This window comes from Streptomyces sp. NPDC057638 (assembly GCF_042800315.1).
GTDB lineage: Bacteria > Actinomycetota > Actinomycetes > Streptomycetales > Streptomycetaceae > Streptomyces.
Window position 1 is genome coordinate 19,062 of record NZ_JBHVHF010000012.1, and the last position, 14,622, is coordinate 33,683.

Annotated in this window: 13 protein-coding genes; 11 read left to right on the top strand and 2 right to left on the bottom strand. The window is 73.4% G+C overall.

The annotated features are described in order from the left end of the window. Positions 1-172: 172 nt before the first annotated feature. On the top strand, positions 173-1,057 hold the full coding sequence (locus tag ACFVIM_RS03170) for a GNAT family N-acetyltransferase (RefSeq protein WP_384297692.1): 885 nt from the start codon (positions 173-175) through the stop codon (positions 1,055-1,057). A gap of 292 nt (positions 1,058-1,349) precedes the next feature. Continuing rightward, entirely contained in the window at positions 1,350-1,718 is a 369-nt protein-coding gene (locus ACFVIM_RS03175; protein ID WP_384297695.1) for a cupin domain-containing protein, read from the top strand. Positions 1,719-1,804: 86 nt separating this feature from the next. On the opposite strand, the gene ACFVIM_RS03180 is transcribed toward ACFVIM_RS03175, so the two are convergent. Together ACFVIM_RS03180 and ACFVIM_RS03185 are read right to left on the bottom strand one after the other, a co-directional pair. Beyond that, positions 1,805-2,581, bottom strand: a complete 777-nt coding sequence (locus tag ACFVIM_RS03180) for a S1 family peptidase (RefSeq protein ID WP_384297697.1) — start codon at positions 2,579-2,581, stop codon at positions 1,805-1,807. Positions 2,582-3,114: 533 nt separating this feature from the next. Beyond that, complete coding sequence (locus ACFVIM_RS03185; RefSeq protein ID WP_384297698.1) at positions 3,115-5,052, bottom strand: BTAD domain-containing putative transcriptional regulator; 1,938 nt, start codon at positions 5,050-5,052, stop codon at positions 3,115-3,117. Positions 5,053-5,165: 113 nt separating this feature from the next. On the opposite strand from ACFVIM_RS03185, the gene ACFVIM_RS03190 reads away from it, so the two are divergent. From ACFVIM_RS03190 to ACFVIM_RS03230, 9 genes are all read left to right on the top strand, one after another. Then, positions 5,166-6,044 carry an alpha/beta fold hydrolase gene (locus ACFVIM_RS03190; protein ID WP_384297701.1) on the top strand — a complete coding sequence of 293 codons (879 nt, stop codon included), beginning with the start codon at positions 5,166-5,168 and terminating at the stop codon, positions 6,042-6,044. Between the two features lie 243 nt (positions 6,045-6,287). After that, positions 6,288-6,962 carry a hypothetical protein gene (locus tag ACFVIM_RS03195; protein ID WP_384297703.1) on the top strand — a complete coding sequence of 225 codons (675 nt, stop codon included), beginning with the start codon at positions 6,288-6,290 and terminating at the stop codon, positions 6,960-6,962. Between the two features lie 421 nt (positions 6,963-7,383). Continuing rightward, positions 7,384-7,977, top strand: coding sequence for an ECF RNA polymerase sigma factor SigK (sigK, locus tag ACFVIM_RS03200; protein ID WP_384297704.1), 594 nt, complete (start codon positions 7,384-7,386; stop codon positions 7,975-7,977). After that, positions 7,974-8,723 (top strand): anti-sigma factor, encoded by a 750-nt coding sequence (locus ACFVIM_RS03205; protein ID WP_384297707.1) that lies wholly within the window; start codon positions 7,974-7,976, stop codon positions 8,721-8,723. The genes sigK and ACFVIM_RS03205 overlap by 4 nt, the downstream gene beginning before the upstream one ends. Positions 8,724-9,067: 344 nt before the next feature. Next, on the top strand, positions 9,068-10,330 hold the full coding sequence (locus ACFVIM_RS03210; protein ID WP_384297709.1) for an NAD(P)/FAD-dependent oxidoreductase: 1,263 nt from the start codon (positions 9,068-9,070) through the stop codon (positions 10,328-10,330). A gap of 68 nt (positions 10,331-10,398) precedes the next feature. After that, positions 10,399-11,121, top strand: coding sequence for a DUF1365 domain-containing protein (locus ACFVIM_RS03215; RefSeq protein ID WP_384297710.1), 723 nt, complete (start codon positions 10,399-10,401; stop codon positions 11,119-11,121). Continuing rightward, entirely contained in the window at positions 11,118-12,446 is a 1,329-nt protein-coding gene (locus ACFVIM_RS03220) for a class I SAM-dependent methyltransferase (RefSeq protein WP_384297713.1), read from the top strand. The genes ACFVIM_RS03215 and ACFVIM_RS03220 overlap by 4 nt, the downstream gene beginning before the upstream one ends. Further along, entirely contained in the window at positions 12,443-13,735 is a 1,293-nt protein-coding gene (locus tag ACFVIM_RS03225) for a class I SAM-dependent methyltransferase (RefSeq protein ID WP_384297715.1), read from the top strand. The genes ACFVIM_RS03220 and ACFVIM_RS03225 overlap by 4 nt, the downstream gene beginning before the upstream one ends. Beyond that, entirely contained in the window at positions 13,732-14,562 is an 831-nt protein-coding gene (locus ACFVIM_RS03230; protein WP_384297716.1) for a DUF1295 domain-containing protein, read from the top strand. Before ACFVIM_RS03225 ends, ACFVIM_RS03230 begins: the two co-directional genes overlap by 4 nt. The last annotated feature ends 60 nt before the right edge of the window (positions 14,563-14,622 follow it).

A 14,622-nucleotide genomic window follows, 5' to 3' on the forward strand; every position in this document is an offset into this window, starting at 1 on the left:
TCCCCTGGTCAGCGCGGTCCAGCCGGACCGATGGCGCGGGGGAAGTATGCGGAGGGGATATCGGCCGCGACAAGGCCGTCCCATCCTCCGGACGCCGTATGGCCCGCCTTCGGACACCTCCGGCGCACCGGTGCACCGGGGTCGGTGCTGCTTGGATGCCCCCATGACACCTATGGATCTTGACGACTCCGCCGTCCACCGTGCCGGGGAGCCGGGGAACTCCGTGGAAGCCCACCGGGAGACGCACGTGGAGACGTACTTCGACGCCGTGCCCCGGACCCTCGGCCGCGCCGAGGAGTTCGGGTCGCTGACCCTCTTCGTCTGCGGGACCGAGGGCGGGACCTGGCCGCACTTCGCCCGCCCCAGCCGGGGCGTGCCGGATGGCGTCACCGCCGCCGATGTGGCCCGGGTCCGCGCGCGCCAGCGCCAGCTGGGTGTGGCCGAACGGTTCGAGTGGGTCGCCGAGACCACACCCACCCTGCGGGGTGCCGCGGAGGAGGCCGGACTGGCCGTCCAGGAGTACCCGCTGATGACCCTGGACCCGGCGGACGCCACCGCTCCGGAACGGCCGGACGGGCTGCGGATCCGGGCCCTGTCCCCGGGCGACCCCGACCTCCCGGGGGCCCTGGCCGTACCCCGGCTGGTCTTCGGCGCCCCGGCTCCGGACGGTACGGCGGAGGAGGAGGCGGCGCTCGCCGCCGCGATCGACGGGGTACGGGAGGACGGCACCCTGGCCCGGTCCGAGGACCGGATCCGGGCCGGACTGCTGCGGGTGGTCGCCGCCGTGACCCCGGACGGCGAGGTCGTCTGCTCCGGCCAGCATCTGCCCGCCGGGGACAGCAGCGAGATCGTCGGTGTGGCCACCCTGCCGTCGGCCCGCCGCCGGGGCATCGGGCTGGCCGTCACCGCCGCGCTGGTCGCCGACGCCCAGGCCCGGGGGGTGCGGAACGTGGTGCTGTCGGCCGCCGACGACGGCGTCGCCCGGCTCTACGCACGACTCGGATTCCGGTGGGCCGGAACCGTTCTGATCGGCGAGCCCCCGAGGCGGGAGGGATAGCGGACGCCCGTGGCTCCCGGGCCACCACGGACCCGGCCGCTGTCCCCTCGTGAGCCCGCTCCCCACGGGGCGCACCCCGGGAGAAGCAGCGCCGGGGAGTCGGGGACGGGCCGGGTCGCGGTGCGCGGCGGCCGGGCCGTATCCGTACCCCGTATCCGTAGGGGTATCCGGGCGACCCCCTCGGCGTCGCCCGGCCCGCGCCCGTCGCCACGGCACCGCCTCGTACCCCGCTCTCTCCCGGTCTACGCTGGAGATGGGCCCGGAGCCATCACTGACCGGGAGGCGGTTGACGATGACGGGACTGGTGATCCGGAGCTTTGACTCCGCCGACGAGACCAGGCCGTTCCCCAGGGAGTCGGGCCGGCTGGATCTCCTCGACACCACGGGCGGACCGGTCGGCCGGGCGGTCTTCGCCCCGGGCTGGCGCTGGTCGACCCACATCAAGGAACTCGCTGGCACCGAGAGCTGCCAGGAGGCTCATACCGGCTATGTCGTGAGCGGCCGGATCAAAATCGTCATGGACGACGGCGAGACCGCGGAGGCGGGCCCGGGAGACTTCCTCTCGGTGGCACCCGGGCATGACGCCTGGGTGGTGGGCGATGAGCCCTGTGTGGCCGTGGACTGGACCGGCTACGGCGACTACGCGAAGCCGCCCGCCTGACCGGCCCCGCCCCCTGAGACCCGCACGGGCCCGCGGCGGCGGGCGGCACCCCGTACACCGGGACGGGCCGCCGCCCGCACCCGGTCTCAGCCGACCGGCAGACCCAGCCCGGCGGCCACGGCACCGGTCCGGGTGAACACCGACTTCGGATGTTCCGTGTCGCAGTACTTGTTACCGGTCGAGACCACGCCGATCACCCGGCCACCGGCGATCAGCGGGCCACCGGAGTCACCGCGGCAGACACTGTCCTGGGTACCGGCCCCGGGCAGACCGCAGACCTTGAGCGTCCGGGAGTCCCCGGGCTCGGCGAACGGCGCGCACTTCGCGAGCGATCCCACGGTGAGCACGGCCGACTTGAGCCGGGTGGCGTTGGTGTCCCGGGCGGTCATACCCCAGCCGACCGTCTTCGCCGTCTTACCGAGGGCGTACGGCGCCGACTCCTTGGGGCCCGCCACCGGGAGGGTGGCGTACGGCATCCGGCCGCTGAGCGTGATCACGGCGGCGTCGTACGCGAACGTGGCCCGGTCGTACTTCGCGTGGAGCTTGACGGAGGAGACGCCCCGTACCGTGCCCTGGGTGCTCTTGATCGCGGTCCTGCCGCCGATCACCTTGAAATCACGCGCCGCCGGGCCCTCGACGCAGTGGGCCGCGGTCAGCACCTTCGTGGGCGCCACCAGCGTGCCCCCGCACACATGGCCACCGTCCTGGGCGACGATCCGCATCGCGTACGGATGGTCGGTGACGGTGGTGTTCTGCCCGCCGTGGACAGCGCTGGCGGGAGTCGCGACGGCGACGGTACCCACCGCCGCGAGCAGGGTCGCGGTGAACACGGCGGCGGTCGCACGGCTGTCGGTCCTGAGCATGGAAGCCTCTCCGGAAGCGGGCGTACGACCCGGTCGGCCGTCGGTCCCCCCAGCAGGACGGCGAACCCGGCCACCGGGTTCTCGCCGCCCCCTCACCCGTGGGGTTCCTCTCATCCCGGCGTACGGGGGAACCATTCGGCCAGGGCGGGGAGTTGACCGGCGGCGGCGAGCCGTGGCTGATCGCGCGGAGACCCGGGGCCCGGGGGCCGGTCAGCCCGGTGCCGGGGCGCCGCGCCCGCCTGCCGGGCGGGCCAGGGGTCGCGAGACCCCTCAGCGCCTGCCTTGTCCCCTCCGTGCCGTGTGGTCCCCACCTGGTCCCCGAGTAGGCGGCCAGCAACCGGTCAGATCAGAAAGGGTGCGAAGGCCGCCGTCACCGCAGCGGCAAGGGTGATCACAACGGTGAAGGCGGTGGCGCCGCGCCGTGAACGGCCGGTTCGGGACTCGGACCGTGCGGCGCGCGCTGACAGGCCCCGGGGCAGTCGCGTCCCGGCCGAGGGGCGCAACGACAGAAGGAGCTCACGGACCGCGGTCGCCTACCCCGCTCCGGCGCATGCTTCCGCGTCTGCCAGGTAGCGCGCCACCGGGCCCAGGGTCAGCATTCCGCTGGCGGCGCCGGCGTGTTCGGCGCGGGCATCGCGCAGGGCGGCCGCGGCACGCGCGGCGATTCCTCGCTCGCCGAGGCGTACGGCGGCGCGGGCGGTCAGGCACCACATGGCTTCCTGCATGTGGTCACGCGGTGGTTCGGGCACCGCGGCGAGGGTGGCACGGGCCTCCTCGCCCCGGTCCTGGGCGAGCAGCACGAGGGGTCGGGCCCAGAGTCGGTACGGGCCCCAGTCGAGCTGTGGGTCGGTGGGCGCGGGCCGGTCGTGCAGCAGGCGCAGTCCCAGGAGGGCGAGCGGGAACAGGCCGCGGTGCAGCCCCGGCATTCCGGCCGTCCGGAGGGCGTCCTCGGCGGCGCGGTAGTGGGCCGCGGCCGTGGCGGCGGTCGGTCCGCCGGGTTCGGTGCTGCGGGCGGCCGTGGCCCGGGCCCTGAACCACCCGGTGAGGACGGAGACGAGGGGCGCTTCGGTGGTGGCGGCGAGCTGTTCGGCTGCCTCGGCGTGCGAGGTCGCGGAGTCGAGGTCGCCGAGGGCCGAGGCGGATTGCAGGCGGACGAGTCGACCGAGTACGGCGAAGTTCGGCAGCTCGTGCCGGGTGCCCAGGTCGAGGATCTCGGCGCCGATCCGGTCTCTTGCCGCCGCGAGCCCGGGGCGGGTGAAGGACTGCAGGAACACCCCGTTGAGGGCGAAGGCCAGCAGGGCGGGATCGGCCAGGTCCCGTGCCAGTGCCTCGGCCCGCAGCGCCGCCTGCCGCGCGCGCTTCAGCTCGGTCCTGGACAGATCGGCGCTGCGGCTTTCGACGGCGATCGTGGCCAGGAGGCGGGCGGACAGGTCGGCGGGGCCGTCGGGGCCGAGTGCGGTGAGGGTGCGCTCGGCAGCCGCGACGACGGCGCGGGACTGCTCGGGGTTATCGGCCCGGCTCCAGAGGGCGGGCACGTCGTAGGCGCCGATGATCCGGGCGGTCAGGGAGAGGTCTCCCGTGCGTTCCGCCGCCTGGACGGCGGCGAGGCGGTCGCGCCGCGAGTGGACGAGGGCGTCGCCGCCCGCCAGTGCGAGGGTGCGGGCCAGATCCACGGTGGTGCGCGGGCCGAGCCGGACGCCGGGGCCGGTCCACGCAGTAGGTGCTCCTTCGGGGGTCACGGCCCCGTTGAGGATGTCCGTCTCCAGGCGCTGGAGGTCGGCACCGGGGTCGAGTCCGAGTCGGTCGACGAGCATCGTGCGGGCGCGGCGGAGGGTGGCGAGCGCGTCGGCCCGGCGGCCCGCGCGGTACAGCGCGCGGGCAAGCAGCCCCCAGGCAGGCTCGCGCCACGGGTGTTCGGCGACATGGGCAGCCAGTTCGGCGACGAGGTCGGCGCCTTCCCCGCGGTCGAGGAGGATGCGGGCGCGCAGTTCCGCTCCCTCCAGCCTCAGCTCCTCCAGCCGGGTCCGCTCGCGCTGCGCCCATGGGGAGCCGGTCACATCGGCGTAGGCGGGTCCACGCCATTCCGCGAGTACCGTGCCGAGGTCGTTCACCACGGCGGCGTGGCGGCGGGCGCGGGCCAGCGTGTCCTGGAACCGATGGACGTCCACGTCCTCGCGCGGCAGGCGCAGCGCGTAGCCTGGACCCTCGGTCACGATGACGCGCGGCGGACTGCGGGGCGGCCGGTCGGGTTCGAGCGCGCGGCGCAGCGCGGCGACGAACGTACGCAAAGCGCCCACGGCGCGGGCCGGCGGGTCGGCCCACAGGTCATGGACGAGGGTGTCGGTGGTGACCATCCGTCCCTCGGCGGCGACGAGCCGGGCGAGTACCTCGCGATGGCGGGGTCCGCCCAGGTCAACCGGACTGCCGTCGTCCCGGAAAGCCCGGACCGCACCGAGCACGTCGATTCGCATGACCCCATCCTCCGTGCCAGGGGTCGGCTGCGCCCAACCGTACTGATCGGCTGCTGATCGCTGTCGCCCAAGCTGATCCGGTCCGGTTCCCCGACCCGAAAGGGTGGTCCTTCATGACGCTCACCATTCCCGGCTTCGATCACATCCGCCTGCCCGGTGCGGACGGTGTGGAGCTGGCCGCGGTTGTCGGCGGCAGCGGCAGCCCGGTCGTGCTGTTGCACGGTTTCCCCCAAACCCACCTGATGTGGCGACACGTCGCCGGGCGGCTCGCCGACGAGCACACGGTGATCTGTCCTGACCTGCGGGGCTACGGCGCCAGCGACAAGCCGGCGGCCACCGACCCCGAGGTGTACGCCAAGCGCGCCATGGCCGCCGACGTCGTGACCCTGGCGGCGGCCCTCGGTCACGAGCGCTTCGCCCTCGTCGGTCACGACCGGGGCGCTCTGGTCGCCTTCCGGGCGGGTCTTGACCACCCCGAGACCATCACGCACCTGGGCATCCTCGACATCGTGCCGACCCTCGACATGTGGAACGTCCTGCGCGGTGCCTCGGCGGCGGTCGGCTACCACCTCTTCCTCATGGCGCAGCCGCCGGGCCTGCCGGAGGCGATGATCGCGGGCAGCGCGGACGCGTTCTTCGGCTCGTTCCTCGACGCCTGGGCCAACGACCCCACCGCCATACCGGAGGATGTGCGTGCCGAGTATCTGCGGGCGAGCGCCGCGGCGGTGACATCGATCGTCGCGGACTACCGGGCCTCGGCGGACATCGACGTCACGCACGACCAGGCGGACCTGGACGCCGGGTCGCAGCTGGCCATGCCCGTGACGGTCGTCCAGCAGGACTGGGGCGCGCAGCTGGGCTATGACGCCGCCGCGGTATGGAAGGCGTGGGCGCCGGACCTGGACCACCGGCTGACCCCCGCCGGGCACTTCATGGCCGAGGAGGCACCCGACGAGATCGCCGAGGCGATCCAGGACCTGCTGGCCCGCTGAGCCCCCCGCATGCGGTCCGCGCCGCGCCGTAGATCGCTTCTGCTGGTGCAGGGACCGGCAGCTGAAGCGGTCCGGCGAGGGTACGAGGTGCTCTGCCATCACGCCGGTCCTCAACGAGGCCCCGGTGGCCTCAGGACGCGGTGCGCGCAGGACCGGAATCCCGAGTGCCGTTCGTGATCACCCCCACGTACGATGTCCCACTTCGAACAGGTGAAGGGGTGGGGCAGGGTGCGTGGGAGACACGTGCGTGCGGTGGTGGGGCTGGCGGTAGTAGCGGGGCTGCTGACCGGGTGCGGTGACGAGGAGAAGAAGAGCGCCCCGGCCGAGGAGACCCCGGTGCACGTGCCGCCGCCGGTCGCCGCGCCGCTGACCGCCGCGCTCGCCGCGAAGACACTGCCGAAGCTGACGGTGCCGGGCATTCCGAAGGAGAATCTGCGCACCATGGACGCCGCCGAGCTGCTGTGCTCAGACCATGGGGTGCCCGGGCAGCAGCCGGACTACTGGTGCGACGGGCTGCTGTATGGCGGTTCGGTGTGGTGGGTGAAGCAGTCTGAGGAGCCGAAGAAGAGCGTCAGGGTGACGGTCATGGCTTGGGCGTACCAGGATGCCCAAGCCGCCCGCGCGGCGTTCGACACATCGGTGGCCGAGTACGACAATTCGGAGCGCGGCGAGCAGCGGACCACGGTCTCGGAGGCGTCGGCGCTCGGAGGTGAGCAGCACGACCGTTTCCGTCGAGTGGATCCTGAGCACGGCCCGACGGATTCGAGCATGGTCCGGTCGGGTGCCGTCGTCATGCACATCACGGTAGAGGGCGCGGCGCGGGAGATCACGCCGCGCATTCCTGAGTACGGACAGGCGCTCGTGGCCGCGGCTCAGCGTGCCCAGTCCGAGGCGCTGGCCGCGAAGGCGACCGTATAGGGCTGACCGTTCACCGGGGCCGGACGGAGACCCGTCCGGCCCGGCGGGCTGGCGGGCTGGCGGGCTGGCGGGCTGGCGGGCTGGCGGGCTGGCGGGGTGAAGGTAGCGCCACCACAGGTCGGGGAAGCCGGGGTCGAAGACCTGCTGGGAGCCGACCCTTTCCCGGGTCGGGTCCCGGACGCCGTTCACCGTCTCGGCGGCGAACGCGTTCGCCCGGCTGACGAAGTGGGCTCCCATCCGCAGGCCCACCCGCTACGAAGAACAGGCGAATCACGCAGAGGTTTCCGGCCGGACCGCCCCCGGAGCAGTCCGGCCCCCTCGGCAGCGACGACACGAGGAACAACATGCGATGGACGCCCCGCCCCCCGACGGTCCGCCCAGGCCGTCCCTTCGCCCTCTCGGCCCGGCCGGAGCGGCACACGTGAACCACCCCATCCCCTTCACCACCGGCCGCCCCGGCGACCACGTCGGCAACGACCTCGCCGAGGTCATGCAGAAGGTGTCCCGCGGCGACAAACAGGCCTTCTCCGTCCTCTACGACGCCCTCGCCCCTCTGGTGTTCGGGATCGTGCTCAAGGTCGTGCGCGACCGGGCGCAGTCCGAGGAGGTGGCCCAGGAGGTCATGATCGACCTGTGGCGGCAGGCCGCCCGCTATCGCCCCGAGGCCGGGTCCGTGCGGACCTGGGCGGCCACGATCGCGCACCGCAGGGCGGTGGACCGGGTCCGCTCCGCCCAGGCAGCCTCCGACCGCGAACAGGCGCAGGCGGCCCGCGAGCACACCACGGCCTTCGACGAGGTCGCCGAACAGGTCGAGACCCGCCTGGAGTCCGAGCAGGTACGCCGCTGCCTGCGCGGCCTCACCGGACTGCAGCGACAGGCGGTGACGCTGGCTTACTACCAGGGGCTGACCTACCGTGAAGTCGCCGAAGCTCTGAGCACTCCTCTTCCCACCATCAAGACACGCATGCGCGACGGGCTCATCCGGCTCCGCGACTGCATGGGGGTGACCACATGAAACACCACGCCACCGACGCTCACACCCTCGCGGCCGCCTATGCCCTCGGTGCGCTCGACGACGCCGAACGCGGCGACTTCGAAGCCCACTTGCAGGTGTGCGAGGCCTGCCGGCAGGAGGCCGCCGAGTTCGCGGCGACCGCGGCCCGCCTGGCAGCTGCCGTCTCCCACACGCCGCCTGCCACGGCAAAGACCCAGGTCATGGCGGCCATCGAGGGTGTGCGTCAGGTGCCGCCGCGTATCCCCGCTTCCAGCACGGCGCCCGCCCTCGGGGGCTTCCTGCGCCGCCGCGCCGCTTCCCTGGCGCTGGCCGCCAGCGTGGCAGCCGTCGCCCTGGGCGGCGTCGCCGTGTGGCAGACGCTGCTTGGACAGGACCTCGAACAGCAGGCCCGCCAGAGCCGGCAGCAGCTCGACGCGGTCACCGGCATCCTGGCGGCCCCCGATGCCCGCACCGTCCACGGCAAGGCAAGCAACGGTGCCCTGACCACCGTGGTCACCTCCGAACGCCAGAACAGGGCCGCCTTCACCACCACCGGCCTGCCCGCCCCCGGTGCCGGGAAGACCTACCAGCTGTGGCTCGACCACGACGGCACCATGCGCCCCGCCGGCCTCATCGACCACGACGGCACGGTGATCCTTACCGGCGACCCCGCCGACGCGGGAGCTGTCGGCCTCTCCCTCGAACCCGCCGGAGGCTCCCCCCATCCCACCACCGACCCCCTGCTCCTGATGACCCTTCCCACCTGACCCGGCGCTCCTCATCGCAACCTCCGCGTGCCCCCCGCTGTCCGACCAAGGCCGCGCGGGGGCGAAGCCCTTCGGGATCACCACCCCCTGACCGGCCTGCGCCGCCCGGTGTTCATCCTCACCGCCACCGGCCGACCGCACGGGAAGCCGTCACCGCCGTAAGCGCCGCCCAGCCGCCGTCGGCACCCTGACCGCACAACACGCCCGTCTGACAGCCTGAACACACCCACGACGCCCGCGGCCAGGCACCAGCGCCGCGGATCTCCTCCAATCCGACCGCCGGGCCGCTGCGAAGTACGAGTGAACGCAACAGCCCAGCGGCGTGTCGAGTGGCAGGAGAGGTTATGGAGCAACACCGCAAAGCGGCCGTCGTGGGAAGCGGGGTGGCGGGCCTGACCGCCGCCTCCATCCTGGCCGCCTCGTACGAAGTCACCCTGTACGAGGCCGACGATCGCCTCGGCGGCCACGCCCACACCCGCGAACTGCCGGCCCCCGGCGGGCGCGCGGTGGCAGTGGACTCGGGATTCATCGTCCACAACGAGCGCACCTACCCCACCCTGCTCCGGCTCTTCCGCGAGCTGGGGATCGGCACGCAGGACGCCGAGATGAGCATGTCCGTCCGCTGCGACGGCTGCGGCCTGGAGTACGCGGGTACTCGCGGCCCGGGCGCTCTGTTCGCTTCTCGGGCCTCGCTACGAGGCCGCTACCTGCGGTTGCTGACCGAGGTTCCGGCCTTCCACCGAGGTGCCCGGCGTCTCCTGGCCCGACAGCCGCACACAAGCATCACCTTGGGGGACTTTCTGTGGCAAGGCGGGTTCTCCCCCTACTTCGTCAGCCATTTCGCCCTCCCGCTGGTCGCCGCGGTGTGGTCCTGCCCCGCGCGGACGGCCCTGTCCTACCCGGCCGCCTATCTGTTCACGTTCCTGCACCACCACGGGCTGCTCTCCGTCACCGGATCCCCGCGGTGGAAGACGGTCACCGGCGGCTCCGCCGCGTACGTCGCCGCCGCCGCCAAACACATCCAGCGCATCCGCACCTCCAGCCCGGTCGGCGCCATCCTGCGCACCAGCGGGGGTGCGCTGATCACCACCGGCGACGGTGCCACCGAGGGGTACGACGCCGTGGTCGTCGCCACCCACCCCGACCAGGCGTTGCGGATGCTCGCGGACCCCACCGCCGACGAAAAGCGGCTCCTGGGCGTCTTCAGGTACTCACGCAACCCCACGGTGCTGCACACCGACACCGACGTCCTGCCGCGCTCGCCGCGCGCCCGCGCCTCCTGGAACTACCGGATGGCCGACTGCGCGCCTTCCACCGCTCCCGTCCGCGTCAGCTACGACATGGAGCGCCTCCAGTGTCTGCCCGCGGGCTCCGGCTACGTCGTCACCCTCGGCGGTGACGACGGCATCGCGGCCGACCGGGTCGTGGAGCGGATGCTCTACGAGCATCCGGTGTACACCACCGCCTCGGTCGCGGCACAGAGGGAACTGCCACGCCTCAACACGGGCGTGACCGCGTATGCCGGTGCCTGGCACGGGTGGGGGTTCCATGAGGACGGCTGCCGTTCCGGCGTCGAGGCCGCCCGCTCCCTGGGGGCGGACTGGTGACCCGCGCCAGAAGCGGCGCCGTATCCGCGGCCCCCGCGAGCCGGGAGCCGGCGACGCTGTACGAGTGCGTGATCACGCACGTACGCCGGACGCCGCTGCGCCACGCGCTGCGCCACCGCACGTACCTGTGGTGCGTGGACATCGACCGGCTGCCGGTGCTGCCCCGGCCGCTGCGTCCGCTCGCACGTTTCGACGCCCGCGACCACTTCACCGGCACACCCGGGCCCCTGCGGGCCGGGCTCGACGCCTACCTCGCCGCGCACGGCGTCGACCTAGGCGGCGGGCGGGTGGTGATGCTGGCACACGCCCGGGTGTTCGGGTTCGTCTTCAACCCGCTGAGCGTGTTCTGGTGCCACGACTCCTCGGGGGCACTGGTGTGCGTCGTCGCCGAGGTCCACAACACCTACGGGCAGCGCCACTGCTACCTGCTGCGGGCGGACGAGGCGGGCGGGACGGGGCCGGCGGACGAGGTGGTGGTGGACAAGTCGTTCCACGTCTCACCGTTCTTCGCGGTCGAGGGCCGCTACCGGATGCGGCTGCCGCTGCCCGGTGAACGCCTCGGCCTGACCATCCATCTGGAGCACCACGGGGGCCGCGCGTTCACCGCCGTCGTCCGGGGGGTCCGCCGCCCCGCGAGCGTGCCCGCCCTGCTCTCCGCCGCCGTACGCAGGCCCTGGTCCACCGCCGCCGTCTGGGCGGGGATCCGCCGCCACGGCATCCACCTGCTGCTGCGCGGACTGCCCGTGCAGCCCCGTCCTCGTCCCACTCCGCAGAAAGGCATGCTGCCGTGACCCGCCCCGCCCTCACCTCCGAGCCCCGACCCCAGCCGGCCGACAGCCCGGTCGGGGCCTGTCTCCGGGGCCCGGCCGGCGCCCCCGCGGCCGCCGTCCGCCGCGCGGACGTCGACGCGGAGCGCTGGCCGGACGTGGCCCGGCTCCCCCCGCCCGGCCCGGTCCGCACGGCCGTCGCCCGGCATCTGGTGGGCCGGGCCCTGGAGCGGATGGCGCTGACCAGGCCCTCCCCCTGCGCCGACGTGACGGCCGCGGGTCCGCGGCTGACGCTCCACGACGCCGACGCCTTCCACCGGCGCGTCGGCCGGGACGGGCTCATCGGCTTCGGCGAGTCCTACCTGGCCGGCGAATGGGACAGCGACGATCTGGCGGGCGTCCTGACCGTCCTCGCCGGGCACGTCGACGAACTGGTCCCCGCTCCGCTGCGGCGGCTCCGCGACCTGTGGGTGACCGCCCGCCCCGCCGACGACCGGAACACCCGCGACGGGGCCCGGAGCAACATCCGGCACCACTACGACCTCTCCAACGACCTGTTCGCCACATTCCTCGACCCCACCCTCACCTACTCCTCCGCGGTCTTCACAGCCTTTCCCGCCCGCTTCGAGTCCCTCGCCTCCGCACAACACCGCAAGATCGACCGGCTCCTGGACCTCGTCGGCGCCGGCGAGGGCACCCGACTGCTGGAGATCGGCACGGGCTGGGGCGCACTCGCCCTGCGGGCCGCCGCCCGCGGCGCCCGGGTCACCACGCTGACCCTCTCCGCCGAGCAGGCCACCCTCGCCCGCGAGCGGGTCGCCGCGGCGAGACTCACCGACCGGGTGGACGTCCAACTACGCGACTACCGTGACGCCGAGGGGCGGTACGAAGCGGTCGTCAGCGTCGAGATGATCGAAGCGGTCGGCGCCGACTACTGGCCCGCCTACTTCACGGCCCTGCGCCGCACGCTCGCCCCCGGCGGCCGGATCGCCCTGCAGGCCATCACCATGGGCCACCAGCAGATGCTCCACACCGCCGCCACCCACACCTTCATCAGCAAGTACGTCTTCCCCGGCGGCCTCATCCCCTCCCGCGAGGCCATCGCCGAGCACTGCGCCGCCGCCGGCCTGCGCACGCTCGCCGACGACGGCTTCGGCGAGCACTACGCCGAGACGCTGCGCCTGTGGCGCGAACGGTTCACCGCCCACCGCCCCGCCGTCACGGCGCTCGGCTTCGACCCGGTCTTCCAGCGCATGTGGGAGTTCTACCTCGCCTACTCCGAAGCCGGATTCCGCTCCCGCTACCTCGACGTCCGCCAGCTCCTCCTCACCGAAGGAACCCACCGATGAGGCCTGTCGCCGACCGGCTCGCCCAGCTCCTCGGCCACTTCGTCTCCGGACCCCTTCCCGTACGCATCCGCGCCTGGGACGGAAGCGACACAGGCCCGGCCGACGCGCCCCTGGTCGTCCTCCGCTCCCCACGAGCTCTGCGCCGCCTGCTGTGGCAGCCCGGCGAGCTCGGGCTCGCGGAGGCGTACATCGCCGGAGACCTCGACGTCGAGGGCGACCTGGCCGACGCGCTCTCCCACGCGGGCCGGAGCGTCCGCGGTCGGCCGGGGGACCGCCCCGGCCCCAGGCCTACCGCCAAGGCCGCGGCCACCGCCCTGGCGGTGGGCCTGGGGGTCCTCGGCCCGCCCCCGAAGCGCCCCGACGGGCGGGCCCGCCTGACCGGCAGCCCGCACAGCGTCGCCCGGGACCGCGCGGGCATCAGCCACCACTACGACCTCTCCAACGACTTCTACGCCCTCCTCCTCGACAAGACGATGGCGTACTCCTGCGCCTACTGGACCCGGCCCGACGACCCGACCCGCACCCTGGCCGACGCGCAACGCGACAAGCTCGACCTGATCTGCCGCAAGCTGAACCTGAGCCCCGGGGACCGCCTGCTCGACGTCGGCTGCGGCTGGGGTTCCCTCACCGTCCACGCGGCCCGCGAACACAAAGCCCGCGTCACCGCGGTCACCCTCTCCCGCGCCCAGCACGAGTTCGTCACCGCACGGGCCGTTCGCGAGGGAGTGACCGACCTCGTGGACGTCCAGCTGCGGCACTGGCGCGCCCTCGACGGCGGTGGCTACGACGCGGCCGCCGCCGTAGAGATGGGCGAGCACGTCGGCGACGCCGAATACCCCGCCTTCGCCACCACGCTGCACGACGCGCTGCGCCCCGAAGGCCGGCTCCTGATCCAGCAGATGTCCCGCGGCGCCCACGCGCCCGGCGGAGGCGCCTTCATCGCGACATACATCGCCCCGGACATGCATATGCGCCCCCTCGGCCGCACCATCGACCTGCTGGAGGGCTCCGGCCTGGAGGCCCGCTCCACCGAGTCCCTGCGCGAGCACTACACGATCACCATCGACGCCTGGCGCGCCACCCTCGAACAGCGCTGGAGCGACATCGAGGCCCTCGTCGGGGCGACGACCGCCCGCGTCTGGCGCCTGTACCTCGCCGGTGCCTCGCTGGCCTTCTCCGAACGCCGTATGGGTGTCGACCAGATCCTCGCCGTACGGCCCACCCGCGAGGGAGCGTCCGGCATGCCGGCCACCCCCGCCGCCTGGTACGCCCCCGCGAGCACGGCGTGAACGGCACCGACTGGAGCGCCCTCGGCGCCAACCTCGCCGCCACCGCGGCCACGGCGCTGACGGTGCTCCTCGCCACCTTCGCCATCGCCGCACGCCGCGGACCGCACCGCATCGTCGACATCGCCTGGGGCCTCGCCTTCGCCGCCGTCGCCGCCGTCACCTGGCTGCTCTCCGCCGGGCACGGCGACGACGGCCGCCGCCTGCTCGTCACCGCGGCGACCGTCGTCTGGGGACTGCGGCTGGCGGCGCACATCGCCCACCGCTCCCGCGGACACGGCGAGGACCCCCGCTACACCGACCTCCTCGGCAAGGCCCCCGGCAACCGGACCCTTTACGCGCTCCGTACCGTCTACCTCGCCCAGGCGGCCCTCGTCTGGCTGATCTCCCTCCCCGTCCAGGCCGCCTCCTACAGCTCCGCGCCCCTGGACGCCCTGGCGTACTGCGGGCTCGCGCTGTGGGCGGCCGGGCTCGCCTTCGAGGCCGTCGGCGACCACCAGCTCGCACGTTTCAAGGCGGACCTGACCAACAGGGGGCGGATCATGGACCAGGGCCTGTGGGCATGGACCCGGCACCCCAACTACTTCGGGGACAGCCTTGTCTGGTGGGGCCTGTACCTCCTCGCCTGCACCGCCTGGCAGCCGGCCCTCGCCGTCCTCGTCTCCCCGTTCCTGATGACCCTGCTCCTCACCGTCGGCAGCGGCAAACGCCTCCTGGAGAAGCGCATGTCCGGGCGTCCCGGTTACGCCGCATACACCGCCCGCACCAGCGGCTTCATCCCCCTGCCACCCCGCAAAACCCCACACCGCGCCCGGGAGGAGCCGAAATGAGCGCCGTGGTGCCGCGGCCGGTGACCGGAAGTCCCGAAGCTCAAGGGCGGCGCGCGGTTC

Coding starts and splice junctions, on each gene's coding strand:
- ACFVIM_RS03170 (WP_384297692.1), top strand. CDS start 173: ATGGATCTTGACGACTCCGCCGTCCACCGTGCCGGGGAGCCGGGGAAC.
- ACFVIM_RS03175 (WP_384297695.1), top strand. CDS start 1,350: ATGACGGGACTGGTGATCCGGAGCTTTGACTCCGCCGACGAGACCAGG.
- ACFVIM_RS03180 (WP_384297697.1), bottom strand. CDS start 2,581: ATGCTCAGGACCGACAGCCGTGCGACCGCCGCCGTGTTCACCGCGACC.
- ACFVIM_RS03185 (WP_384297698.1), bottom strand. CDS start 5,052: ATGCGAATCGACGTGCTCGGTGCGGTCCGGGCTTTCCGGGACGACGGC.
- ACFVIM_RS03190 (WP_384297701.1), top strand. CDS start 5,166: ATGACGCTCACCATTCCCGGCTTCGATCACATCCGCCTGCCCGGTGCG.
- ACFVIM_RS03205 (WP_384297707.1), top strand. CDS start 7,974: ATGAAACACCACGCCACCGACGCTCACACCCTCGCGGCCGCCTATGCC.
- ACFVIM_RS03210 (WP_384297709.1), top strand. CDS start 9,068: ATGGAGCAACACCGCAAAGCGGCCGTCGTGGGAAGCGGGGTGGCGGGC.
- ACFVIM_RS03225 (WP_384297715.1), top strand. CDS start 12,443: ATGAGGCCTGTCGCCGACCGGCTCGCCCAGCTCCTCGGCCACTTCGTC.